This is a genomic window from Streptomyces sp. NBC_01077 (genome assembly GCF_045162855.1).
Taxonomy (GTDB): Bacteria; Actinomycetota; Actinomycetes; order Streptomycetales; family Streptomycetaceae; genus Streptomyces.
This window is the reverse complement of record NZ_CP108669.1, coordinates 5,603,212-5,625,048: the sequence shown is the minus strand read 5'-3', so window position 1 is coordinate 5,625,048 and position 21,837 is coordinate 5,603,212. Positions and strand designations below refer to the sequence as shown.

Genomic DNA, 21,837 nt, shown 5'->3' with positions numbered 1-21,837 from the left:
ATCACCCCCTGGCGGTCATCATGCTCCTGCCAGGGACAACGTCTCCTTCCGGGGCCGCCGGATCACCAGTGCCATCAGCGCCGCCGCCGCGCACAGCGCGCCCGAGGCGTACCAGACCACGTCGTACGAGCCGAAGACGTCGCGGGCCAGACCGCCCGCGAAGGCCACGACCGCCGCGCCGACCTGGTGGGAGGCGAGGACCCAGCCGAAGACGATCGCCGAGTCCTCGCCGTAGTGCTCGCGGCACAGGGCGATCGTCGGCGGCACCGTGGCCACCCAGTCCAGGCCGTAGAAGACGATGAAGAACAGCATCGGCGGGTGCACGGACGGCGCGAGCAGCATCGGCAGGAAGAGGAGGGAGATGCCGCGGAGCGCGTAGTAGACCGCGAGCAGCCGGCGGGCCTCGAAGCGGTCGGTGAACCAGCCCGAGGCGATCGTGCCGACGACGTCGAAGACGCCGATCACGGCGAGCAGTCCGGCCGCCGCGGTGACGGGCATCCCGTGGTCGTGTGCGGCGGGCACGAAGTGTGTCTTGACGAGGCCGTTCGTGGACGCGCCGCAGATCGCGAACGTGCCCGCGAGGAGCCAGAACGGGCCGGTGCGCGCCGCCTTGAAGAGGACCGTGACCGCCCGGCGGGCGGCGCCCGTGACGGGTGCGGGCTTCGCCACGTACTCCCCGCCGTACGGGGCGAGGCCGACGTCCGCCGGGTGGTCCCGGAGCAGCAGCCACACGAACGGCACGACCGCGAGCGCGGCGAGCGCCACCGTCACCGCGGCCGGGCGCCAGCCGTGGTGCTCGACCAGCCAGGAGAGGAGGGGCAGGAAGACGAGCTGCCCGGACGCGCCGGCGGCGGTGAGGATGCCCGTCACCAGGCCGCGGCGGGCCACGAACCAGCGGTTGGTGACGGTGGCCGCGAACGCGAGGGCCATCGAGCCGCTGCCGAGGCCGACGAGCACGCCCCAGAAGAGGACGAGCTGCCAGGCGGCCGACATCCACACCGTGAGCAGTGAGCCGAGCGCGATGACCGACAGGGCGACCGCCACGATCCGGCGGATGCCGAAGCGGTCCATGAGGGCGGCGGCGAAGGGGGCCGTGAGGCCGTAGAGGGCGAGGTTCACCGAGACGGCGAAGCCGATCGTGCCCCGTGACCAGTCGAACTCCTCGTGCAGCGGCTCGATCAGCAGGCCCGGCAGGGAGGCGAAGGCCGCGGCCCCGATGATCGTGACGAAGGTGACCGCGGCGACGAACCACGCGCGGTGGACGCGGGGCGGGCGGACGGGTGCACCGGCGGGCGCACCGTCAGGGGTGCCGGCGGGGGGACCGTCAGGGGTGCGGGCGGCGGGGCTGTCGGTTGTCTGGGCCATGCCATTGAGCATCGCGGTCCGCCCCGCGCCCGACCATTGGCCCGGACGACAGCTTTCGAATGGATCGGGACACCGATCGCTGCTTTCTCACACCCTCGGCAGCGTCCTGATCGGGCGTACGAGGAGCAGCGCGGCCACCACGAGGACCGCGATGCCCGCCCCCGTCAGCAGCACCGTCTCCGTGCCGACCGCCGCCGCCACCGGTCCCGACAGGGTGCGGCCGACGCCCATCATCAGGAGCGAGCCGGCCACGTCGTACGCGTGCATCCGGTTCAGGGCCTCCTGCGGTACGTGCGTCTGGACGGCCGTCGACCACATCACCAGCCAGAAGGCGAAGGCCGCCCCGCCGATGAACTGGCCCGCGCCGAGCAGCGCCACGGGCGCGCCCAGGCCGAGCAGGGCGAGGTTGACGGGGAGGCCGAGGAGTGCGACCGCGCCCGCCGCGAGGGGCATGCGCGGGCGCAGCCGGAGGGCGAGCAGGCCACCGACGGCGCTGCCCGCGCCGTTGACGGCCATGAGCACGCCGTACGTGGCCGAGCCGTGGTCCCCGGTGACCAGGCTCGCGGTGAGCGGCACCATGGGGCCGGCGACGGTGAGCCCGTACACCGTCCAGATGGCGATGACACCCCAGAGCCAGTTCCGCGCTCTGAACTCGCGCCAGCCGCCCGCGAGTTCGGCGCCGAGGGAGTCGCGTTCCAGGGAGTCGGACGGGATGGGGGCGATCCGCATCAGGGTGAGGCAGAGGGCGCTGACGGCGAACGTCACGCCGTTGACGGCGAAGGCGGCGCCCGCGTTCCACACGGCGACGAGCACGCCCGCCGCCGCCGGGCCCGCCATGATCATGAGGGCTTCGACGACCCGCAGGACGGCGTTGGCGCGCTGCACGTCGGGGGCGATGCGCGGGATGGTGGAGGCGACGCCCGGCTGGAAGAGGGCGGCGCCGACTCCGCTGAGGACGGAGAGGGTGTAGACCGCCCAGAGCGGTGGGCTGCCGAGGGTGAAGGAGACGGCGAGGACGGCCGCTCCGGGCAGCCGCAGCAGATCCGCGAGGATCATCATGCGGCGGGCGGTGAACCGGTCGGCGAGGACGCCGCCGAAGAGGACGAAGAGCGCGAAGGCGGCGGTCCAGCCGCCGAGCGCGTAGCCGACGGTGGCGCCGGAGTGTCCGGCGCCGAGGAGTCCGGCGGCGAAGGCGACCGGGACCATGCCCTCGCCGAAGACGGCGACGCCCCGGGCGACGAAGAAGAGCCGGAAGTTACGGTTCCACAGTGCGGGCGGCTCGGCCGGGGCGGGAATCCGCTCGGCGGCCTCAGACTTGTACGTGTTGTCCGTCACGGACAGCTGGCCTATCACCCATGTGGTCTGGACCACCAGTGAATTTCGACCGACTACCGGAGGGAACACCGCCCGTGCCGTCGTCACCGAGGCCGACCGTGCCGACGCCGCACCGCGTCGCCGTCCTCGCGCTGCCCGGTCTCCTCCCCTTCGAACTGGGCATCCCGCACCGCATCTTCGGCCGCGCCCGCGACCCCGAGGGGCGGCTCCTGTACGAGATCGTCACCTGCGCCCCGGTCGCCGGTCCCGTCCCCACCGACGCCGACTTCTCCGTGTACGTCGAGCACGGCCCGGAGGCCCTCGCCACCGCCGACACCGTCGTCGTACCGGCCTCGTACGAGCTCGGTCCGGTCTACGACGAGGGCAGGCTCACCGACGAGCTGGCCGCCGCGCTCGCCCACATCCGGCCCGGCACCCGGCTCGTCTCCATCTGCACCGGTGGGTACGTGCTCGCCGCCGCCGGATACCTCGACGGGCGCCCGGCCACCACCCACTGGTCCTCGGCCGAGCACTTCCAGCGGCTCTTCCCGCGCATACGGGTCGACGCGGACGTCCTGTTCGTCGACGACGGCGACGTCCTCACGTCTGCGGGCGTGGCCGCCGGGATCGACCTGTGCCTGCACATCGTGCGCCGCGACCACGGCACGGCGGTCGCCAACGACGTCGCCCGCAGGACCGTCGTACCGCCGCACCGGGACGGCGGTCAGGCCCAGTACATCGAGCGGCCCCTGCCGGAGGCCGGCACCCACACCACGACCGCCGCGCGCGCGTGGGCGCTCGCCCACCTCCACGAGCCGATCCAGCTGCGGGACCTGGCCGAGAAGGAGGCGATGAGCGTACGGACGTTCACCCGCCGCTTCCGTGACGAGGTCGGCATCAGCCCCGGCCAGTGGCTCACCCAGCAGCGCGTCGAACGGGCCCGGCACCTCCTGGAGTCCACCGGCCTGCCCGTCGACCGGGTCGCCCAGGACGCGGGCTTCGGCACGGCCCAGTCGCTGCGGGTCCACCTGATGAGCGCGATCGGGGTGACACCGACGTCCTACCGCCGCACCTTCCGCACCGCCGCCTCGGCCTCGTCGGCCTCCTCGGAGGCCCCCTCCTGAACCGCGGGGACGCGGCGGCTCAGCCGCCGCTCCCCCACCGCGCCGACCGCTGTGAGCAGCACGGTCAGTGCGACGCCGTAGAGGATCGCGGTCGACGGGGCCACGACCTTGAGCAGGCCGCCCGCGAGGGCGCCGCTCGCCGCGTAACCGGCGCCGACGGCCGCGTACATGACCGAGTACCCGGCGGCGAGCGCGGACGGCGGGAGCAGCCGGCGCAGGGCGAGGTTGCGGGTGAGCGCGGCGGGGGCCTGGAGGAGTCCGGCGGCGACCAGGACGACGCCGATGACGGCGGTCCAGGGCAGGAGGGCGACGAGGGCGACGCCCGCGGTCACCGCGAGGACCAGGACGACGGACTGCACGAGCAGCGGGCCCGGCCAGTGCCCCCGCAGGCCGTAGACGAAGGCGCCGACCGCCGAGCCGATCGAGAACCCGGCGAGCAGCGGACCGGCCCAGCCGATGGCGATCCCGCGCTGTTCGAGCAGGGCGGGCAGGAGCAGCTCGGCGAGCGCGAGCAGCGAGAGCCCGGCGGCCCCGAGGACGTACACGGGCCAGGCCCGCAGCAGTGCCCGCCGCGCGGAGACCCCCTGTTCCGGCGGTTCGGCCGCCCAGCCGACCGGCAGCAGCCACATCCCGGCCACCGAGAGCGCCATCAGGACGGCCATGAGGAGCAGCGGTACGGCGGGGCCGACGCCGAGCGCGAGGCCGGTGGCGAGCGCGGGGGCGGCCGCCCAGACGCCGAAGGTCAGCATCGACTCCATGCTCATCGCCTGGGTGACGGCCCGCTCGGGGACCATGCTCGTGAGGAGCGCGCGCAGCCCGCCCGCCACGGCCGCCGGTCCGGCGCCCGCGAGCAGCGCGAGCACGGAGAGGACGACGGGGTGCGCGCCGGGCGCGAACCCGAGCCCGGCGAACCCGGCGGCACCGACGGCGAGTCCGGCGGCGAGCTGCGGCCGGGCCCGCTCGGCGTTCATCCGCATGCCGAGGACGGGGGCGGCGACGATCTCACCGATGACGTACGCGGCGGCGAGCACGGCCCCGAGGGAGTACCCGCCGGGCCGCTCGCGCACGAGGAAGACGAGCGCGAGCGGCGCCATGGCGACGGGAAGCCGTCCGGCGGCGGTGACGGCGCACCAGGCGAGGACGGGGCGGGTGGCGAGCTCGCGGTAGGACATGGCCATGACCGTAGCCCTCGGGTGATCCCGTCACCCAGGGGATTCAGGGCCTGTCCGGCGGATCAGGGCCGGACAGGCCCCAGGGGCGGCCCGCCGTCTCAGAAGGTGAGCACCCCGCGCGCCACCTTCCCCGCCTCCGCGTCCCCCACGGCCCGTTCGAACTCCTCCACGGGGTACGTCGACGTCACCAGTTCGTCCAGGAGCAGGCGGCCCGAGCGGTACAGCTCCGCGTAGAGCGGGATGTCCCGCTGCGGGCGGGACGAGCCGTAGCGGCAGCCCAGGACCGACTTGTCGAGGAACATCGCGGCCGGCAGGAAGCTCGCCTCCGCCTTCGGTGCCGTCATGCCGAGGAGGATCGCCTGGCCGTGCCGGTCGAGGAGGTCGATCGCGGTGCGGACGAGCCCGGTGTGCCCGACGCACTCGAAGACGTGGTCGGCGCCGGTGGGGAGGATCTCCCGTACCCCGTCCGTCGAGGTCAGGAAGTGGCTCGCGCCGAACTGCCGGGCCACCGCCTCCTTGTCCGGGTTCGTGTCCACCGCCACGATCGTCAGCGCGCCCGCGATCCTCGCGCCCTGCAGGACGTTGAGCCCGATCCCGCCGGTGCCGATGACCACGACGGTCTCTCCCCGGCCGACCTTCGCCCGGTTCAGCACGGCCCCGACCCCGGTGAGGACCCCGCAGCCCATGAGGGCCGCGGACGTGAGCGGGATGTCCTGGGGGATCTTCACGGCCTGGACGGCCTTGACGACGGTCCGCTCGGCGAACGAGGAGTTCGAGGCGAACTGGTAGAGCGGCCGGCCGCCCCGTGAGAACGGCTGCCCCGGCATCCCGATGGCCTTCCGGCACATGGTGGGCCGCCCGCGGTCGCAGTCGGCGCAGGCCCCGCAGTTCGCGAGCGTGGACAGCGCGACGTGGTCGCCGGGGGCGACGTGCGTGACGCCGGACCCGACTGCTTCCACGACCCCGGCGCCCTCGTGGCCGAGGACGACCGGCACCGGGAACGGGATCGTCCCGTCGACCACCGACAGGTCGCTGTGGCACAGCCCGGCCGCCGCGATCCCCACCAGCACCTCCCCCGCCCCGGGCTCGCGCACCTCCAGGTCGTCGACGACCCGGACCTGCTTCCCGTCGAACACCACCCCCCTCATGAGCCGTTCTCCTTGCTCGTGTTGGGGCGGTCGCCCGCCGCCGCGGCCCGTGCCATCTCCTCAAGGCGTGCCAGCATCGGCATCGGGTCCACGCCCACGGTCCCCGGCAGGAAGTCCGCGATGCGTTCCGGTGTCCAGGCGCCGCCCTCCGCGTACCCCGCCCGCAGCTCCCTGGGCTGGGCCCAGACCGCGATCTTCGGGCCGGCGATCGTGTAGACCTGGCCGGTGATCTTCTCCTCCCGGGCCCGCTCGGAGAGCAGGTAGACGACGAGGGCCGCCACGTCCTCCGGCTCTCCGATCTCCTTCAGTTCCATCGGGACGTTCGCCGACATGCGGGTCCGCGCCACCGGCGCCACCGCGTTCGCCGTCACCCCGTACTTGTGGAGGCCGAGCGCCGCCGACCGTACGAGCGAGATGATCCCGCCCTTGGCCGCCGAGTAGTTGGCCTGGGCGACGGAGCCCTGGTGGTTGCCGCTCGTGAAGCCGATCAGGGTCCCGGTCCCCTGGCGTCGCATGATCGCCGAGGCCGCCCGGAAGACCGTGAACGTGCCCTTCAGGTGCGTCGCGACGACCGGGTCCCACTCCTCCTCGGACATGTTGAACAGCATCCGCTCGCGCAGGATGCCCGCCACGCACACGACCCCGTCCAGGCGCCCGTACTCGGCGAGGGCGACGTCGACGATCCGCTGCCCGCCCGCCATCGTCGAGATGTCGTCGGCGACCGCGACCGCCGTGCCACCCGCTGCCTCGATCTCCTTCACCACCGACAGCGCGATCTCCGAGGTCGGTTCACCGCCCTCGATCGACACCCCGTAGTCGTTGACGACGACCTTCGCGCCCTCCGCCGCGCACGCGAGGGCCACGGCGCGGCCGATGCCCCGTCCCGCGCCCGTCACAGCGACGACCTTGCCAGCCAAGAAGTTCCCCACGCCCGGCCCCTCCCGCAGTTTCTGACGGTCCGTTAGATTCATTCGTCGTCAGGATTCTACGGTCCGTCAGATACCGGAAAACAAGACCCCGGAGGCCCCGATGTCTCTGCCCGCCGCATTCCACGAGATCGCCAAGCGCGTCAACAACTGGGGCCGTTGGGGCCAGGACGACGAGATCGGCACCCTCAACCTCGTCACGGACGAGGTCGTACGGGACGCCGTCGCCACCGTCCGCACCGGCCGCCGCATCCCCCTCGCCGTCGACCTCGAACAGGACGGCGTCCAGACCGGCATGATCCCCGGCCGGGTCAATCCGCTCCACGTCATGGTCCAGATCAACCAGGAGCTCTTCGGCCCCGGCACGGTCGCCACCAGCGACGACGCCGTGACCCTCGGCCTGCAGGCCGGCACCCACTGGGACGCCCTGACCCATGTCTCGCACTCGGGCCACATCTACAACGGCCGCCCCGCCGGCACCATCACCCCGCACGGCCGCTCCGAGTTCAGCGGCATCCACACGGCCCGCCACCTCGTGAGCCGCGGGGTCCTGCTCGACGTGGCCGCCGCCAAGGGCCTGGACCGGCTGCCGGGCGACCACGCCGTCACCCCCGAGGACCTGGACGAGGCCGCCGACTTCGGCGGGGTGACGGTCCGGTCCGGCGACATCGTGCTCGTACGGACGGGTCAGATGCAGTCGTACCTGGCCGGCGACCGGCACGGATACGCCTTCCCGTCACCCGGGCTCTCGATCCGTACGCCGGAGTGGTTCCACGCCCGGGGCGTCGCGGCCGTCGCCAACGACACCCTCACCTTCGAGATCTTCCCGCCGGAGATCGAGGACCTGTGGCTGCCCGTGCACGCCCTCGACCTGGTCGAGATGGGCATGCTCCAGGGGCAGAACTGGAATCTGGAAGCCCTGTCCACAGCCTGTGCACAAGAACGGCGCCACGCCTTCCTGCTCTCCGCGATGCCCGAGCCCTTCGTGGGCGGTACGGGCACGCCGGTGGCACCGGTCGCCATCCTCTGAGCCGTGGCACGTCGACGGGTGGCGGCTCAGCCGCCGCCACCCGGCCGCGAACCGTCAGCAGTGCACCCGGCCGGGCGCCACCGACGCCCCCGGACCCGAGCCCGGACCGGGTCCCCGGCCCGGCGAAGGCGTGGCCGGAGCCGCCCGGTCCACCTCGCACCAGATGCTCTTCCCGGCGCCCTCGGGCTGCCAGCCCCACCGGTCCGCGAGGCCGTCCACCAGCTCCAGGCCGCGCCCGTTGGTGTCGTCGCCCTCCGCGTGCCGGGGCTGCGGGGGGCGGTCGCTCGTGTCGGCCACCTCGACCCGCACCCCGCCCTCGGCCGCGAACAGCATCCGCAGCACGGCCGGACAGCCGGTGTGCACCACGGCGTTGGTCACGAGCTCGGAGATGAGCAGCACCAGCGTCTCGGCCAGCGGCTCGTCATCCTGTATGCCCGAGACGACGAGCCGTGACCGGGCCCACCTCCGGGCTCGCCCCACCTCCGCCGGGTCCGGCCCGACCTCCAACTGAACCTGAAGCACCTGCACCGCTCACACCATCCGAACCGGCGGACACATCGCCTCGCGCCTCACAGCCATCGACGCCCTTACGGAACGTGATTCCCTTGTGAGACAGCATGGTTGACGTACAGTCACCGCAACAAGCGCTTCGGGCATATTCCAGCGCGAAGGAGTACGCGTAGTCCATACTGTGCGACGCGCGCTGCGGGGAGTCGAACAGGAGCGCGCGGGGCGCCTCCTCGGGGCGCGAGCGGCGCGCATTCCCGGGCCCGGAGTCACCTCAGGGGCGACACCGGGACGATCCGGGCCAACGAGCACTCGCATCCCACGGAGCGTACCGGAGCCGGAGGCCGACTCCGGGCCGTGACGGCCCCGCCGAAGGACACAAGCAGGTATCAACATTCCGTGACCCGACGGGCGCGGAGAGCGACAGCGGAATCACAGTCCGGCGGCCACCGCCTCCTCCGCCCGCGCGGCGGGCAACCGCAGCTCGGACCGCACCCAGGCCCGCTTGAGGTGCAGATGCACGTCCGCCTCCCAGGTGAACCCCATGCCGCCGTGCACCTGGAGACAGTCCCTGGCGTTGCCGGTCGCGGCCTCGTCGGCGAGGAGCTTGGCGCCGGCGATCTCGACGGGGTCGGCGGTCAGGGAGGCGGCCCGGACGGCGGCGCGGGCGAGCTCGGTACGGACCAGCATCCCGGCACAGAGATGCTTGACGGCCTGGAACCCCCCGATCACCTGCCCGAACTGCTCCCGCTCGCGGGCGTGGGAGACAGCCATCTCGGTGGTCCGCTCGGCACTTCCGACCTGCTCGGCGGCGGTCAGCAGAACCGCGTCGAGACGTGTGGCGCCCTCCTTGCCCGGTACCCGGTGCAGGGGCGTCAACGGGTCGACCGACCGCACCGGGACGGCTCCCGACACGTCGCCGATCACGACGTCGGCCGCGTCCAGCCAGGGGACCAGGCCCTCGGACACCTCGGTCACGACGACCACCCCCTCCGCGGCCCCCGGCACCGCCCCCGCCGCCCCGTGCGTGGCCACCAGCGGCCCCGGCAGCAGCACCCGCCCCACCTCCTCGAACACGAGCACCGCCTCCGGCAGACCGAGCCCCACGCCCCCCTCGCCCTCCGGCAGCCGCAGCGCGAAGAAGCCCGCCTCCCCGAGCTCCCGCCACAGCTCGCGGTCCAGTCCCCCGCCGGAGTCGACCGCCGTCCGCAGTGCCTCCCGGCCGAAGCGGCCCTCCAGGAGGTCCCGTACCCCCCGGCGCAGGGCCCGCTGGTCCTCGGTGAGTCGGAAGTCCATGGCGGCGGTCACCGGCCCTTCGGCAGGCCGAGGATGCGCTCGGCGACGATGTTGCGCTGGATCTGGGAGGTGCCGGCCGCGATCGTGTACGAGAGCGAGGACAGCCGGTCGAGGGTCCAGTCGCGGCCGAGGTCGAGCGCGTCGGGGCCCAGGACGGCGGCGGCGGCCTCGTACAGCTCCTGGCGGGCGTGCGAGTAGTGCAGTTTGAAGACGGAGCCGCCCGCGCCGGGCACCCCGCCCGTCGCCTGGGCCTCGCTGACGTTGGCCTGGACGAGCCGCCACAGCGCCTGGAACTCGGCGGAGAGCCTGCCGAGGCGGCGCCGCAGGACGGGGTCGTCCCAGGTGCCGTTCTTCCGTGCGGTACGGGCGAGTTCGCCGAGGAGGCGGCGGCAGGCGACGACCTCGCCGACGAAGGCGGTACCGCGTTCGAAGGAGAGGGTGACCATGGTGACCCTCCAGCCGTCGTTCTCCTCGCCGACCCGGTTCTCGACGGGCACCCGTACCTCGTCGAGGAAGACCTCGGCGAACTCCGTCGAGCCGGCGAGGGTGCGCAGCGGTCGTACGGTGATGCCCGGCGCGTCCATGGGCATGGCGAGCCAGCTGATGCCCCGGTGTTTGGAGGTCGCTTCGGGGTCCGTCCGTACCAACAGCTCGCACCAGTCGGCTACCTCCGCGTGCGAGGTCCAGATCTTCTGGCCGCTGACGACGTACGCGTCCCCGTCCCGTACCGCGCGCGTACGGAGCGAGGCCAGGTCGGACCCGGCACCGGGCTCGCTGAAGCCCTGGCACCAGACCTCGTCGCCGCGCAGGACCGGCGGCAGCCAGCGGGCGCGCTGCTCGGCCGTGCCCTCGGCGGCGATGGTCGGGCCCGCGTGCAGGAGTCCGACGAAGTTGGCGCCGACGTAGGGCGCTCCGGCGAGTTCGGTCTCCTCCAGGAAGATCAGCCGCTGGGTCGGGGACGCGTCCCCGTGCACGTCGGCGTACCCGGCGTCGTACAGCCGCCGCTGCCATCCGCAGTCGTACGCCCGGCGGGCGGGCCAGTCCAGCGGGTCGGGTCTCGGCGGAAGGCCGGGCAGTTCGCGGGTGAGCCAGGCCTTGAGCCGGGCCCGGAACTCCTCCTCCTCGTCGGTGCAGCCGAGATCCATCAGACGATGCCCAGATCGAGCATGCGGATGGCGTTGCCCCGCATGAGCTTGTAGATCGTCTCGTCGTCGAGGCCCTGGACGTGGTCGAGGGCGACCTCCTTGGTGTGCGGGAAGGTCGAGTCGACGTGCGGGTAGTCGGTCTCGAAGGTGGCGTTGTCGCGGCCGACGACGTCGAGCGAGGCGATGCCGTGCTTGTCGCGGAAGAAGCAGCAGAAGATCTGCCGGTAGTAGTACGTGGAGGGCGGCTCGGGGATCAGGTCGCGGACGCCGCCCCAGGCGCGGTGCTCCTCCCACACGTCGTCGGCGCGCTCCAGGGCGTACGGGATCCAGCCCATCTGGCCCTCGCTGTAGGCGAGCTTGAGCCGGGGGAACTTCACGAGAACCCCGCTGAAGAGGAAGTCCATCATCGACGCCATCGCGTTGTTGAAGCTGAGGGAGGCCTGGACGGCGGGAGGGGCGTCGGGCGAGGCGGCGGGCATCTGGCTGCTGGAGCCGATGTGCATGTTGACCACCGTGCCCGTCTCCTGGCAGACGGCGAAGAAGGGGTCCCAGTAGCCGGAGTGGATCGACGGCAGGCCGAGGTGGGTGGGGATCTCGGAGAAGGTGACGGCCTTGACGCCCCGGGCGGCGTTGCGCCGGATCTCGGCGACGGCGAGGTCGATGTCCCAGAGCGGGATGATGCAGAGCGGGATCAGCCGGCCGCCGCTGTCCCCGCACCACTCCTCGACCATCCAGTCGTTGTAGGCGCGGACGCAGGCGAGGGCGACCTCCTTGTCGTGGGCCTCGGCGAAGGTCTGGCCGCAGAAGCGGGGGAAGGTGGGGAAGCAGAGGGAGGCCTCGACGTGGTTGAGGTCCATGTCGGCGAGGCGCGCCTTGGGGTCCCAGCAGCCGCGCCGCATCTCCTCCCTGGTGATCCCCTCCAGGGTCATGTCGTCCCGGTCGAAGCCGACGGCGGCGATGTTGCGCTTGTACGGGAACTTGAGGTCCTCGTAGATCCACCAGTCGGTCGGCGGGCCGGACGGGTCCATCGTGATCTGGTACTTGCCGGCGACGTAGGCGAGCTCGCCGATGCCGGCCGTGAGGGGCTGGGGCCCGCGGTCGCGGTACTTCTTCGGGAGCCAGGTCTCGAAGAGGTGGGCGGGCTCGATCACGTGGTCGTCGACGCTGATGATGCGGGGCAGTTCCGTCATGACCCCTCCATGTCTCTGATGGCGTTCCCGACGGTGTTTCTGATGGACCGTCAGATACGGGTTCGCCCTCAGGCTAGCCCCGCACCCCTGGACCGACAAGCGGGAGACCCTTACGCTCACCGCACTATCTGACGGAACGTCAGCCAAGAGGAGTACGGTCATGGATCAGACCGCGCACGCCCTGGGCGGGTCCCGCACGCTCTGGGAGCTCGTCGAACGCCGCGCCGCCCTCACGCCCGACCGGCCCGTCCTCCTCCAGGGAGACCGCGTCCTCACCTTCGAGGGCCTCCGCGAGCGCGCCGAACGCTGCGCCGCCGGGCTCCACGCCATGGGGGTGCGCCCCGGCACGGTCGTCGCCTGGCAGCTGCCCACCCGCATCGAGACCGCGGTGCTCTCCTTCGCGCTCGCCCGCATCGGAGCCGTACAGACGCCCGTGATCCCCTTCTACCGGGACAAGGAGGTCGGCTTCGCGCTGCGCGAGTCCAAGGCCGAGTTCTTCGCCGTCCCCGGAGTCTGGCGTGGATTCGACCATACGGAGATGGCCCGGCGACTCGGCGCGCACGGCATCTTCGAGGCGTACGGCCCCGATTCCCTCCCCGACGGCGACCCTGCGGTGCTTCCCCCGCCGCCCTCCTCCGGGACCGACGTCCGCTGGATCTACTGGACGTCCGGCACGACCTCCGACCCCAAGGGCGTCCTGCACACCGACCGCTCACTCCTCGCGGGCGGCTCCTGCCTCGCCCACGCGCTCCGGCTCGACGACGCGGACGTCGGCTCGATGGCCTTCCCGTACGCGCACATCGCCGGGCCCGACTACACGGTGATGCTCCTGCTGTACGGATTCCCGGCCGTCATGTTCGAACAGTTCGCGCTGCCGGACGCCCTGGACGAGTACCGGCGGCACGGGGTGACGGTGGCCGGCGGCTCCACCGCCTTCTACGCGATGTTCCTCGCCGAGCAGCGCAAACGGCCGGACGAGCCCGTCATCCCCACCCTGCGGCTGCTCGCCGGCGGCGGGGCGCCGAAGCCGCCGGAGATCTACCACGCCGTACGGAAGGAGCTGGGCTGCCAGCTCACCCACGGGTACGGGATGACCGAGGTCCCCATGATCACCATGGGCGCGCCCGACGACACCCCCGAGAACCTCGCGACCACCGAGGGCCGCCCGCCGGCCGGCATGGAGATCCGGATCACCGACTCCGGGGAGGTACGGCTCCGCGGGGAGGCCGTCTGCCGGGGCTACCTGGACCCGGCGCAGACGGCCGCCTCCTTCGACGAGGACGGCTTCCTCATCACCGGCGACGTCGGACATCTCACGCCGAGCGGGCACCTCGTCCTCACCGGCCGCATCAAGGACATCATCATCCGAAAGGGAGAGAACATCTCTGCCAAGGAGATCGAGGACCTCCTCCACCAGCACCCGGACGTCGGCGACACGGCCGTCATAGGACTCCCGGACGCCGAGCGCGGCGAACGCGTCTGCGCCGTCGTCGAACAGCCCCCGGGGGCCGCCCCGCTGACCCTTCCGGCGGTGACGGCCTTCCTGAGGGAGGCGGGCCTGTCGGTCCACAAGCTGCCGGAACAGCTGGAGGTCGTGGACGAACTCCCCCGCAACGAGACGCTGCGGAAGGTGCTGAAGTACAAGCTCAGGGAGCGATTCGGTCGGTGACGCCCCGCCTGGGGCTCTGCCTGGGGTCCTGACTGTGGCTCTGGCTCTGGCCGGGGTGCTGCCTGGGGCTGTGGCTCGGGCTGTGGCTCGGGCCCGGGCTCTGCCCGGGGACCGTCACCTCGGCAACCGCCGCCGTCCCCGTCAGGGCCCCCGGCACGTCCTCGTACAGCTCGAAGAGGCGCCGGACGCCGAGCGCGGTGAGCACCCGGCCGACGTGACCGTCCCGGTCCTCGGGGAGGATCAGGCGCAGCCTGCCGCCGCAGGAACGGAGCAGTCGGCGGGCCGCGATCAGCACCCCCACCCCGCTGGAATCGCAGAACCGCACCGCGGACAGGTCGATCACCAGGTCGTGGCGGCCGCCCGCCACGGCGTCGTGGACGCGGCGGCGTATCCGGGGGGAGGTGACCAGGTCCATTTCCCCCCGCACGCGGAACACCGTCCAGGAGCCGTACTCGTTCTCGTCGACCTCGATCGTCGTCACGGTCGCCGCCTGCCCCACCGGGGCGGGCCGAAACCCCCGGACCCGGGGATGACGCTTTCCTTACCATCCGGGCCCGCGTCAAGGGCGTACTTGCGGCAAACAGTCGTGCGTTGTCGGGGCGGCGCATTACTTTGGAGAAGAGACGGAGAGAGCCGCCGGAGCCGGGAGGGGCGAGGGTCGGATGGCGATGGACACACCACCGCGCTGGGACCGCAGGATGCAGCAGCGGCTGGCGCGCGGCGAGGCGGCCGCGCTCGGCGAGCTGTACGACCGGTTCGCCGCCCTGGTGCACAGCCTCGCCCACCGGGTCCTCGACGACGACGACGCGGCCGACCAGATCACCCGCGAGGTCTTCGGCTACATCTGGGAGAACCCGGACGCCTACGACCCCAAGCAGGGGAACATGCGCTCGTGGGTCGCCAAGCTGACGCAGCGGCAGGCCGTCCACCGGCTGCGGCAGGCCGAGGCGACGGCGTACGCGGAGACGGGCCGCGGCTCGGCGGAGGAGCTGGAGCAGAAGGTGCGGCGGGCGTCGGTCGCGGCCCGCGCCGACTACATCGTGACGTCCATGCCGACACCGCTCCGGGCGGCGCTCGAACTGGCGTACTTCCAGCGGCGGGACTACCGGCAGACCGCCGTGGACCTCGGCGTCACCGAGGACGAGGCACGGCGGCGCCTGCGCCTCGGCCTCCAGTTGCTCTCCTCGGCGAACCGGCCCGCCTCCGAGGGCGGCGGTCCGCCCGGCTACGGACGGGCGCTGTGACCGGGGCGAACGGCGACGACGGGGACGACGTCGCACGCGCCCCGTGGATACCGGGGCCGCGGCGGGCGGCGGACGACCACGCGGACCTGACGGCCGGCCCGAGGGAAGAGCCGGAAGAGGAGAAGTCCGGGGTGGAACCCGCGCCCGAGGTACCGGTCCTCACCCACGCGGTGCTCAAGTCCCTCCTCGGGGCGTGGGCGCTCTCGGCGTGTTCGCCCGGGGAGACGCAGGCCGTCGAGGACCACCTGACGGCCTGCGCGCCGTGCGCGGACGAGGCACTGCGGCTCCGGGACGCGGTGGCGCTGCTGCACGAGGACCGTGATCTGGACCTCGACCCGCTGCTGCGGTCCCGGGTGCTCGAGAACTGCCTGGGGCGGCGGCCGGCGCGGATCCCGGTGCCGGAGTGGGTCACGCCGTACGACGCGGAGACCGCGCGGCTCGACGCGCTGCTCCGGGACATCGGCGAGTCGGAGTGGCACGCGCCGGTACGGCTGAAGTGGTACGAGGGGGACCGGGTCGTACGCCGGAAGGCGACGGTCGCGGGAGTCATAGGCCATCTGCTCGCGGTGGACGGTCTCGTGTCGACGGCGCTCGGCCTGGAGGACCCGCTGGGCGCGGGGACTCCGGAGCTGTCGCCGTCGGAGCGGACGGACGCGTTCTGGTCGGGCCTGGACCGGCCGCCGAACCGCTCGATCCGGGGACCGTGGCGGGACCAGAGCCACACGCTGATCCGGACGGTGTCGTTCGCGGGGCGGGGCGTGGCGGACCTGACGGTCACGTACAAGGACTTCGCGCTGCCGCTGCGGGACTCGCTCCTGGAGCGGGCGTTCGAGTGCTGGGTGCACGCGGACGACATCGCGAACGCGGTGGCGTACCCGTACGCGCCGCCCAGCGGGGCGCATCTGCACAGCATGATCGACCTGGCGGCACGCCTGCTGCCGGGTGCCCTGGCGAACCGCCGCCGCACGGGCCTCGCGTCCCCGGCCCGCCACCTGGTCGCGGCGGGCGCGCCGGGCCGCTCGCTCCACCTGGAGGTGGAGGGCGCGGGCGGCGGCCACTGGTACATCGCGCTGGACTCCCCGGCGGCGATCGCCTCACCGGAACGGGCGGTGGCGCAGGTGGCGATGGACGGGGTCGAGTTCTGCCAGCTGGTGGCGGGCCACATCTCCCCGGAGGAAGCGGCGGCGGGCCAGGACGGCGACCGGGAGGCCATCAAGGACGTCCTGTCGGCGGCGGCGTCCCTGAGCCGACTGTAGGGAGCCGGAGGATCCCGGCGACCAGGACGGCCCCGGCTCCCGCGTCCGCCCGCGCCCGGAGGCCGTCCTTGGCTGCATATAGGCTGATCAGCGCATGAGTCGTGTCACGTTACCGGGAGGCACGACCCCGCCCCCCGTGACATGGAGTTCCCCCCTCGTGCGTCGTGCGCTTCTGCCCGCCCTCCTCTGCACCGCGCTCCTGACCGCCGGCTGCGCGACCGCGGAACCGGAAACCGGCGCCGCCGGGGCCACGCGCCCGACCCCGACCGCCGTCGCGACGACCCCGGCCGACCACACCCGCGCGATCCGCGCCGCCGTCGCGGCGACCGGCCGGACCACCGCCCGGTTCTCGTACCGGACGGAAATCGGTACGAGCCCGTCGGCTGCTCCGTTCGTCATCACGACCCGCGGCGCCCACGACTTCGCGCGCGACCGGGGCACCCTCCGTACGGGCATGGGGACGGCGGCCCAGTTCGAGGAGGTCCTCACCTCGAAGCGGATCTATCTCCGCGGCACCGCCGGCGACGAGACGATGCCGTGGTCCTACGTCGACCGCGCCGACGTCGAGGCCCGTCACACGCTCCGGGCGCCCGGCAACGACCCCGAGTACACGTTGCGGCAGGTCGCCATGAGCGAGCGGTTCACGCGGGTCGGCGAGGAGAAGCTGAACGGCGCCCCGGTCACGCACTACCGCGGCCACCTCCCGCACGCGGCCCTCACCCTGGAGATGGCCGAGGAGCGGCGGGCGATGGTGGACAAGCTGCGCACGCTCCTGGGCGGCCCGCTCCCCGCGTCCGCCGACGTGTGGGTCGACGGGCGGAAGCAGGTCGTGAAAGTGCGTCTCTCGCTGAACATCGAGGGCGTGCCGACCTCCGTCAACACGCTCACGCTCACCGATCTCGGCAAGCCGGTGAAGGTCACCGTCCCCAGCACCGAGGAAGCCGCCGAGTCGGACGGCTCGCTCCTCGGCTGACGGCTGACCGCACCGCGCCGGCGGGTGTTACGCGAAGACCACCGTGCGGCGGCCGTTCAGGAGGATGCGGTGTTCCGCGTGCCACTTCACCGCGCGCGCCAGCGCCTGGCACTCCACGTCGCGGCCGATCGCGACCAGCTGGTCCGGGGTCACCTCGTGGCCGACCCGCTCGACCTCCTGCTCGATGATCGGGCCCTCGTCGAGGTCGGCCGTCACATAGTGCGCGGTCGCGCCGATCAGCTTCACGCCCCGCGCGTGCGCCTGGTGGTAGGGCTTGGCGCCCTTGAAGCTGGGGAGGAAGGAGTGGTGGATGTTGATGATCCGCCCGGAGAGCTGCTTGCAGAGGTCGTCGGAGAGGACCTGCATGTAGCGGGCGAGGACGACCAGCTCGACGTTCTCCTCACGGACGAGGTCCAGGAGTTCGGCCTCGGCGTCCGCCTTGGTGTCCTTGGTGACGGGGATGTGCCGGAACGGCAGCCCGTACGAGCCGACGAGTTCCTGGAAGTCGGTGTGGTTGGAGACGACGGCGACGATCTCGACCGGCAGCGCCCCGATCCGCGAGCGGAACAGCAGATCGTTCAGGCAGTGGCCGAACTTCGACACCATGAGGACGACCCGCATGCGCTCGTCGGCGCGGTTGATCTGCCAGTCCATCGCGAAGGAATCGCCGACCGCGGCGAAGCTGGCCCGCAGCTTGTCGACGTTCACGGGGGCCTCGGCCGAGAAGTGGACCCGCATGAAGAAGAGCCCGCTGTCGCGGTCTCCGAACTGCTGACTGTCCTCGATGTTGCACCCGGTGATGAAGAGGTAGCTCGACACGGCGTGCACGATGCCCTGCTTGTCGGGGCACGAGAGGGTGAGGACGTACTGGTCGGTCATCCCGTCAGCCTGCCATACCCGGGCGGGCCGGGTGACCCACTGTCCGTCAGACGGAACGGTGAGGTCAGGACCCGGTCATGATGTGCAGCACGTCCAGGGAGCGCGGAGGCGTGTCGGGGTCCTCCCCGTCCGCCCGCGCGAGGTGTACGTGCGCCTCGCGGGCGGCCCGTACGGCCTCCGGCCACCCTTGGTGCTGCAGGTAGGCGGAGACGGGGGCGTCGGGGCCCACCTGGTGCATGATGCGCAGCACCCGGAGGACGGCGACGTCGACGAGGGCGGCCTCGCCGGTGTCGCGGAAGATCGAGCCGACGTATTTCTCGGCGGACCAGTTGTCGAGCCAGGTGTCCTCGACGAGGCGGTAGACGGCGTCGGTGACGTCGCCGTACCCGTCGAGACCGGCCAGCCAGGTGGTCTCGTGGAACCCGGGATCGGAGAGCATGTGCAGCGCCGAGCGCACGTTGCTGCGCCAGCGCCACCACGGCATGTCATTGAGCGGCATGCCGCCCATGGTGGAGGAGCGACGGCCGCGACGGGAAGAGTTAACCGAACCGGAGACTGGACTGGACACGTTTCGATCGTACGTTCCCTTGTCCGGTAACCGGAGCCGCCCCCTCGCAGCCCCCGTAATTCACCTTTACGTCACCCAGCGTTGAACCGGGCTCACTCCCGCGTTACCCATGAGGCGGAAATGTGCGTGTCCATGACCGGACGGCGACTGACCTCACTCCTCGCGTACGTCACTACCGCGGCGACCGGAGCTTCGTTGCTCACCGGTTGCGGCGTGCTCCCTGGGACCACGGGGGGTTCCAGGGAGCCCGTCACCGTCATGACGTGGGCTCCCGACCAGACCAGGGCGACCAATATGCCCGGTATGCCCGCCATGGCGCAGGCCTACGCCCGCTGGGTCAACTCCCAGGGCGGTATCGACGGCCACGAACTGCGCATCCTCACCTGCAACGAGCAGAACACCACCGCCGGCGCCGCCGCCTGCGCCCGCCGGGCCGTCCGCGAGAACGCGGTCGCGGTGGTCGGCTCGTACAGCCAGAACGGGCGCGCCTTCATGGCCCCCCTGGAGGCCGCGGGCGTCCCGTACATCGGCGGCTACGGCATATCCGAGGACGAGTTCACCAGCCCGCTGTCCTACCCGGTCAACGGCGGCCAGGCCGCCCTCATCGCCGGTCACGGCATGCAGCTCGCCGGGTCCTGCCGTACGGTCTCGCTCGTCCGGCCCGACACCCTCGCCGGCGACAAGCTCCCCGAACTCCTCAACTCCGGCCTGCGCAAGGCGAGCCACCGGGGCGCCGTCGACATCCCCGCCGTCGAGGACGCCGCCGAGTACATCGCACCGGCCACCACGGCCCGCAAGAAGGCCGGCGACAAGGACGGCTGCGTGACCGCCGTGCTCGGCGAGCGCACCCAGACCTTCTTCGACTCCTTCCGCCGCCTCCCGGAGGAGGAGCGCGGCAGCGACGGCGGCGAAGACTCCGGCGACGACTCCGGCGGGAAGAACGAGACCGTGCGGATCTCCTCCGTCCTCGGCAGCGTCGGCCAGCCCGTGATCGACCGCACGGGCGGCGCCCACAGCCCCTTCGAGGGTGCCTTCGTCACCGGCTGGTACCCGGAGGCGTCCGACAAGAGCTGGGCGCCGATGCGGAAGGTCATCCAGGAGCACGCCTTCGCCGACAACCGGGTCGACCCGGCCGACGCGGGCGTCCAGACCACCTGGATCGCGTACACGGTCCTCAAGGAGGTCGTCGAGGCCCTCGACGCCGACACGATCACCGCGAGCCAGATCGCCCACGCCCTCGACCGGGGCGAGCGGATCGACACCGGCGGCCTGACGCCGGTCCTGCGCTGGAAGTACGAGGACCTGCTCGGCGCCCCCAGCTTCCCCCGGATCGTCAACCACGAGGTGACGTTCCAGGTGGTCCGCAAGGGGCAGCTGGTGGCGCAGCGGCCCGGCTTCGTCGACGTCGGCGAGACCGTCCTCAGCGCCCCCTGAGCAGCTCCCGCTCTCCCTCTACAGCTGGGTGTACGTCCGCTTCTCCAGGCCGTACTTCGTGGCGGTCGGGTTCCACAGCCCGGCCGCCTGCTTCTTCGCGGCGGTGGCCTCGCCGCTCTTCTTGTTCGCCTCGGCCAGCTGGTTGGTCGAGCGGGCCTTGCCGCCCTTGCAGGCCTTCTTGGCCTTCATCTGGTCGGCCCAGGCCGCGTAGTGGTCGTCCGCGGACGCCGAGGCCTGCCAGGCCTTGGTGAGCGAGGCCGTCAGCGCGGGGTTGTCCGGGATCTTGTCGACCGACAGCGACTGGAGCTGGGTGACGAGGCTCCGGCGCTGCTCGGCGGCGCCCCGCAGATCGGTCGCGGCCTTGTCCAGGTTCTTGCACTGCTTGATGGACTCGACCGAGCTGATCACCGTGTCGCGGCTGCTGCTGCTGGTCGCGAGGAGCTTGCTCAGCTCCTTCGCCTGCGGCTCCGCCGGGTCGGCCGGCTTCTCCGCGGGCGCCGTCGTGGCCTCGCCGGACGGGGTGGCGGAGCTCTCCGCCACGTTCTGGGTGCCCTTCTTGGGGTCCTTGTCCTCGTCGCCGCCGCTGAGCAGCGCGCCGGCGCCGAGGCCGACGACCGCGCAGCCGACGACGACGGCGGCGATCAGCGCGACCGGGGACTTGCGGCGCGAGGGCTCGGGCTCGGCGCCGTCGTCGTAGTAGGCACCCTGGTACGCGTACTGCTGCGGGGGCGCCGGCGGCTGGTGGTGCTGCTGCTGCTGATGCTGCGGCGGCTGATGCGACTGCTGGTACGGAGCCGGGGCGGGCTGCTGGTACGCCTGCGCGTGCGGCTGCTGCGGGGCCTGCGGCGCCCGCGGGGCCTCCGTACGGAAGAGGTTGTCGAACTCGGCCGGCGGCTGCCGCTCACCGGGCTCCTGCCCCGGGACGGGGGCGATGTACTGGGTCGCGTCGGAGGCGCCCGCGGGCCCGGGGCCCTGCGCCTGGAGCGGTCCCGTGCCCAGGAACTGGGTCGAGGGGCCCGCGCCCTGCTGCGGCGGCACCGGGGCGATGTGCTGGGTGGCCTGCATGTCCCCGGCCGGCGGCGGGTAGCCGTACCCGGGCTGCGGGCCGGACGCCTGCGGCATCCCACCCTGGACGTGCGGCATCCCGGCAGGAGCCTGCGGCGGGTATCCGTACCCCGGCTGCGGGCCCGGCGCCTGCGGCATCCCGCCCTGCACGGGGGGCATCCCGCCCGGGACCGGGGACACCGGCGGCATCCCGCCCGGGACCGGGGCGATGTGCTGGGTCGCCTGCATGTCGGCACCGCCCGGGGCACCCGGCCCCGGGTAGCCGTAGCCGGGCTGCGGCGGCGCGCCCTGCGCCGGTATCGGCGCCAGGTACTGGGTGGACTGCATGTCGGCGGCGCCGCCCGGCGTCGCCTCCGGAGGCAGTGGCTGCGCGGGCGGCAGCGGCTGCCCGCCCGGCGAGCCGCCGGCGGGACCCCAGGCGCCACCGTACGACTGTGCTACCCCTTGGCCGTTCTGCGCGGGGGGCACCGCCGGGTACTGCGGCTCCGGACCCTGTCCGTTCTGCGTCACCGGGACTCCTACTGATGGACCT

The 21,837-nt window shown here is 72.5% G+C and carries 19 protein-coding genes and 1 pseudogene; 7 read left to right on the top strand and 13 right to left on the bottom strand.

Annotation, left to right across the window (positions count from 1 at the left end; translation table 11 throughout):
• Nucleotides 1-18 precede the first annotated feature (18 nt).
• Both OG462_RS25500 and OG462_RS25495 read right to left on the bottom strand, forming a co-directional pair.
• Nucleotides 19-1,365 carry an MFS transporter gene (locus OG462_RS25500; RefSeq protein WP_406061044.1) on the bottom strand — a complete coding sequence of 449 codons (1,347 nt, stop codon included), beginning with the start codon at nucleotides 1,363-1,365 and terminating at the stop codon, nucleotides 19-21.
• 87 nt (nucleotides 1,366-1,452) lie between these two features.
• Nucleotides 1,453-2,706, bottom strand: a complete 1,254-nt coding sequence (locus OG462_RS25495; protein WP_406066712.1) for an MFS transporter — start codon at nucleotides 2,704-2,706, stop codon at nucleotides 1,453-1,455.
• A 68-nt stretch (nucleotides 2,707-2,774) separates the two neighbouring features.
• Here OG462_RS25495 and OG462_RS25490 point away from each other — a divergent pair, with 68 nt between their 5' ends.
• The gene (locus OG462_RS25490; protein WP_406061042.1) at nucleotides 2,775-3,803 is read left to right on the top strand and encodes a GlxA family transcriptional regulator; all 1,029 of its coding nucleotides are present in this window, start codon (nucleotides 2,775-2,777) and stop codon (nucleotides 3,801-3,803) included.
• Here OG462_RS25490 and OG462_RS25485 read toward each other — a convergent pair.
• The 3 genes from OG462_RS25485 to OG462_RS25475 all read right to left on the bottom strand — a co-directional run bounded on the left by OG462_RS25485 (nucleotide 3,740) and on the right by OG462_RS25475 (nucleotide 7,052).
• The gene (locus tag OG462_RS25485; RefSeq protein WP_406061040.1) at nucleotides 3,740-4,975 is read right to left on the bottom strand and encodes an MFS transporter; all 1,236 of its coding nucleotides are present in this window, start codon (nucleotides 4,973-4,975) and stop codon (nucleotides 3,740-3,742) included. The genes OG462_RS25490 and OG462_RS25485 overlap by 64 nt on opposite strands.
• A 98-nt stretch (nucleotides 4,976-5,073) precedes the next feature.
• A complete protein-coding gene (locus OG462_RS25480; protein WP_406061039.1) occupies nucleotides 5,074-6,123 on the bottom strand; it encodes a Zn-dependent alcohol dehydrogenase in 1,050 nt (349 codons plus the stop codon).
• Nucleotides 6,120-7,052, bottom strand: a complete 933-nt coding sequence (locus OG462_RS25475; protein WP_406061037.1) for an SDR family oxidoreductase — start codon at nucleotides 7,050-7,052, stop codon at nucleotides 6,120-6,122. Before OG462_RS25475 ends, OG462_RS25480 begins: the two co-directional genes overlap by 4 nt.
• 100 nt (nucleotides 7,053-7,152) lie before the next feature.
• On the opposite strand from OG462_RS25475, the gene OG462_RS25470 reads away from it, so the two are divergent.
• Nucleotides 7,153-8,079, top strand: coding sequence for a cyclase family protein (locus tag OG462_RS25470; protein WP_406061035.1), 927 nt, complete (start codon nucleotides 7,153-7,155; stop codon nucleotides 8,077-8,079).
• A 54-nt stretch (nucleotides 8,080-8,133) separates the two neighbouring features.
• Here the strand turns inward: OG462_RS25470 and OG462_RS25465 are convergent, their stop codons facing one another.
• The 4 genes from OG462_RS25465 to OG462_RS25450 all read right to left on the bottom strand — a co-directional run bounded on the left by OG462_RS25465 (nucleotide 8,134) and on the right by OG462_RS25450 (nucleotide 12,217).
• Nucleotides 8,134-8,607 carry an ATP-binding protein gene (locus tag OG462_RS25465; protein ID WP_406061033.1) on the bottom strand — a complete coding sequence of 158 codons (474 nt, stop codon included), beginning with the start codon at nucleotides 8,605-8,607 and terminating at the stop codon, nucleotides 8,134-8,136.
• A 411-nt stretch (nucleotides 8,608-9,018) separates the two neighbouring features.
• On the bottom strand, nucleotides 9,019-9,882 hold the full coding sequence (locus OG462_RS25460; RefSeq protein ID WP_406061031.1) for an acyl-CoA dehydrogenase family protein: 864 nt from the start codon (nucleotides 9,880-9,882) through the stop codon (nucleotides 9,019-9,021).
• An 8-nt stretch (nucleotides 9,883-9,890) separates the two neighbouring features.
• Nucleotides 9,891-11,027 carry an acyl-CoA dehydrogenase family protein gene (locus OG462_RS25455; RefSeq protein WP_406061029.1) on the bottom strand — a complete coding sequence of 379 codons (1,137 nt, stop codon included), beginning with the start codon at nucleotides 11,025-11,027 and terminating at the stop codon, nucleotides 9,891-9,893.
• Nucleotides 11,027-12,217 (bottom strand): amidohydrolase family protein, encoded by a 1,191-nt coding sequence (locus OG462_RS25450; protein ID WP_406061027.1) that lies wholly within the window; start codon nucleotides 12,215-12,217, stop codon nucleotides 11,027-11,029. The genes OG462_RS25455 and OG462_RS25450 overlap by 1 nt, the downstream gene beginning before the upstream one ends.
• 160 nt (nucleotides 12,218-12,377) lie before the next feature.
• Here OG462_RS25450 and OG462_RS25445 point away from each other — a divergent pair, with 160 nt between their 5' ends.
• The gene (locus OG462_RS25445; RefSeq protein ID WP_406061025.1) at nucleotides 12,378-13,886 is read left to right on the top strand and encodes a class I adenylate-forming enzyme family protein; all 1,509 of its coding nucleotides are present in this window, start codon (nucleotides 12,378-12,380) and stop codon (nucleotides 13,884-13,886) included.
• A 142-nt stretch (nucleotides 13,887-14,028) separates the two neighbouring features.
• Here OG462_RS25445 and OG462_RS25440 read toward each other — a convergent pair.
• Nucleotides 14,029-14,385: pseudogene (locus OG462_RS25440) on the bottom strand (STAS domain-containing protein); the annotation flags it as partial.
• A 163-nt stretch (nucleotides 14,386-14,548) separates the two neighbouring features.
• On the opposite strand from OG462_RS25440, the gene OG462_RS25435 reads away from it, so the two are divergent.
• The 3 genes from OG462_RS25435 (at nucleotide 14,549) to OG462_RS25425 (ending at nucleotide 17,359) form a co-directional block, all read left to right on the top strand.
• The gene (locus tag OG462_RS25435) at nucleotides 14,549-15,130 is read left to right on the top strand and encodes a sigma-70 family RNA polymerase sigma factor (protein ID WP_406061023.1); all 582 of its coding nucleotides are present in this window, start codon (nucleotides 14,549-14,551) and stop codon (nucleotides 15,128-15,130) included.
• A complete protein-coding gene (locus tag OG462_RS25430; RefSeq protein ID WP_406061021.1) occupies nucleotides 15,127-16,386 on the top strand; it encodes a maleylpyruvate isomerase N-terminal domain-containing protein in 1,260 nt (419 codons plus the stop codon). Before OG462_RS25435 ends, OG462_RS25430 begins: the two co-directional genes overlap by 4 nt.
• Before the next feature lie 157 nt (nucleotides 16,387-16,543).
• A complete protein-coding gene (locus tag OG462_RS25425; protein WP_406061019.1) occupies nucleotides 16,544-17,359 on the top strand; it encodes a hypothetical protein in 816 nt (271 codons plus the stop codon).
• Nucleotides 17,360-17,386: 27 nt separating this feature from the next.
• On the opposite strand, the gene purU is transcribed toward OG462_RS25425, so the two are convergent.
• Both purU and OG462_RS25415 read right to left on the bottom strand, forming a co-directional pair.
• Nucleotides 17,387-18,238: a formyltetrahydrofolate deformylase gene (gene purU, locus OG462_RS25420; protein ID WP_406061017.1), complete on the bottom strand. Its 852-nt coding sequence runs from the start codon at nucleotides 18,236-18,238 to the stop codon at nucleotides 17,387-17,389.
• A 64-nt stretch (nucleotides 18,239-18,302) separates the two neighbouring features.
• A complete protein-coding gene (locus OG462_RS25415; protein WP_406066710.1) occupies nucleotides 18,303-18,746 on the bottom strand; it encodes an SCO4402 family protein in 444 nt (147 codons plus the stop codon).
• 192 nt (nucleotides 18,747-18,938) lie between these two features.
• Here OG462_RS25415 and OG462_RS25410 point away from each other — a divergent pair, with 192 nt between their 5' ends.
• The gene (locus tag OG462_RS25410) at nucleotides 18,939-20,240 is read left to right on the top strand and encodes an ABC transporter substrate-binding protein (RefSeq protein ID WP_406061016.1); all 1,302 of its coding nucleotides are present in this window, start codon (nucleotides 18,939-18,941) and stop codon (nucleotides 20,238-20,240) included.
• Between the two features lie 18 nt (nucleotides 20,241-20,258).
• On the opposite strand, the gene OG462_RS25405 is transcribed toward OG462_RS25410, so the two are convergent.
• On the bottom strand, nucleotides 20,259-21,815 hold the full coding sequence (locus OG462_RS25405; RefSeq protein WP_406061014.1) for a hypothetical protein: 1,557 nt from the start codon (nucleotides 21,813-21,815) through the stop codon (nucleotides 20,259-20,261).
• Nucleotides 21,816-21,837 lie beyond the last annotated feature (22 nt).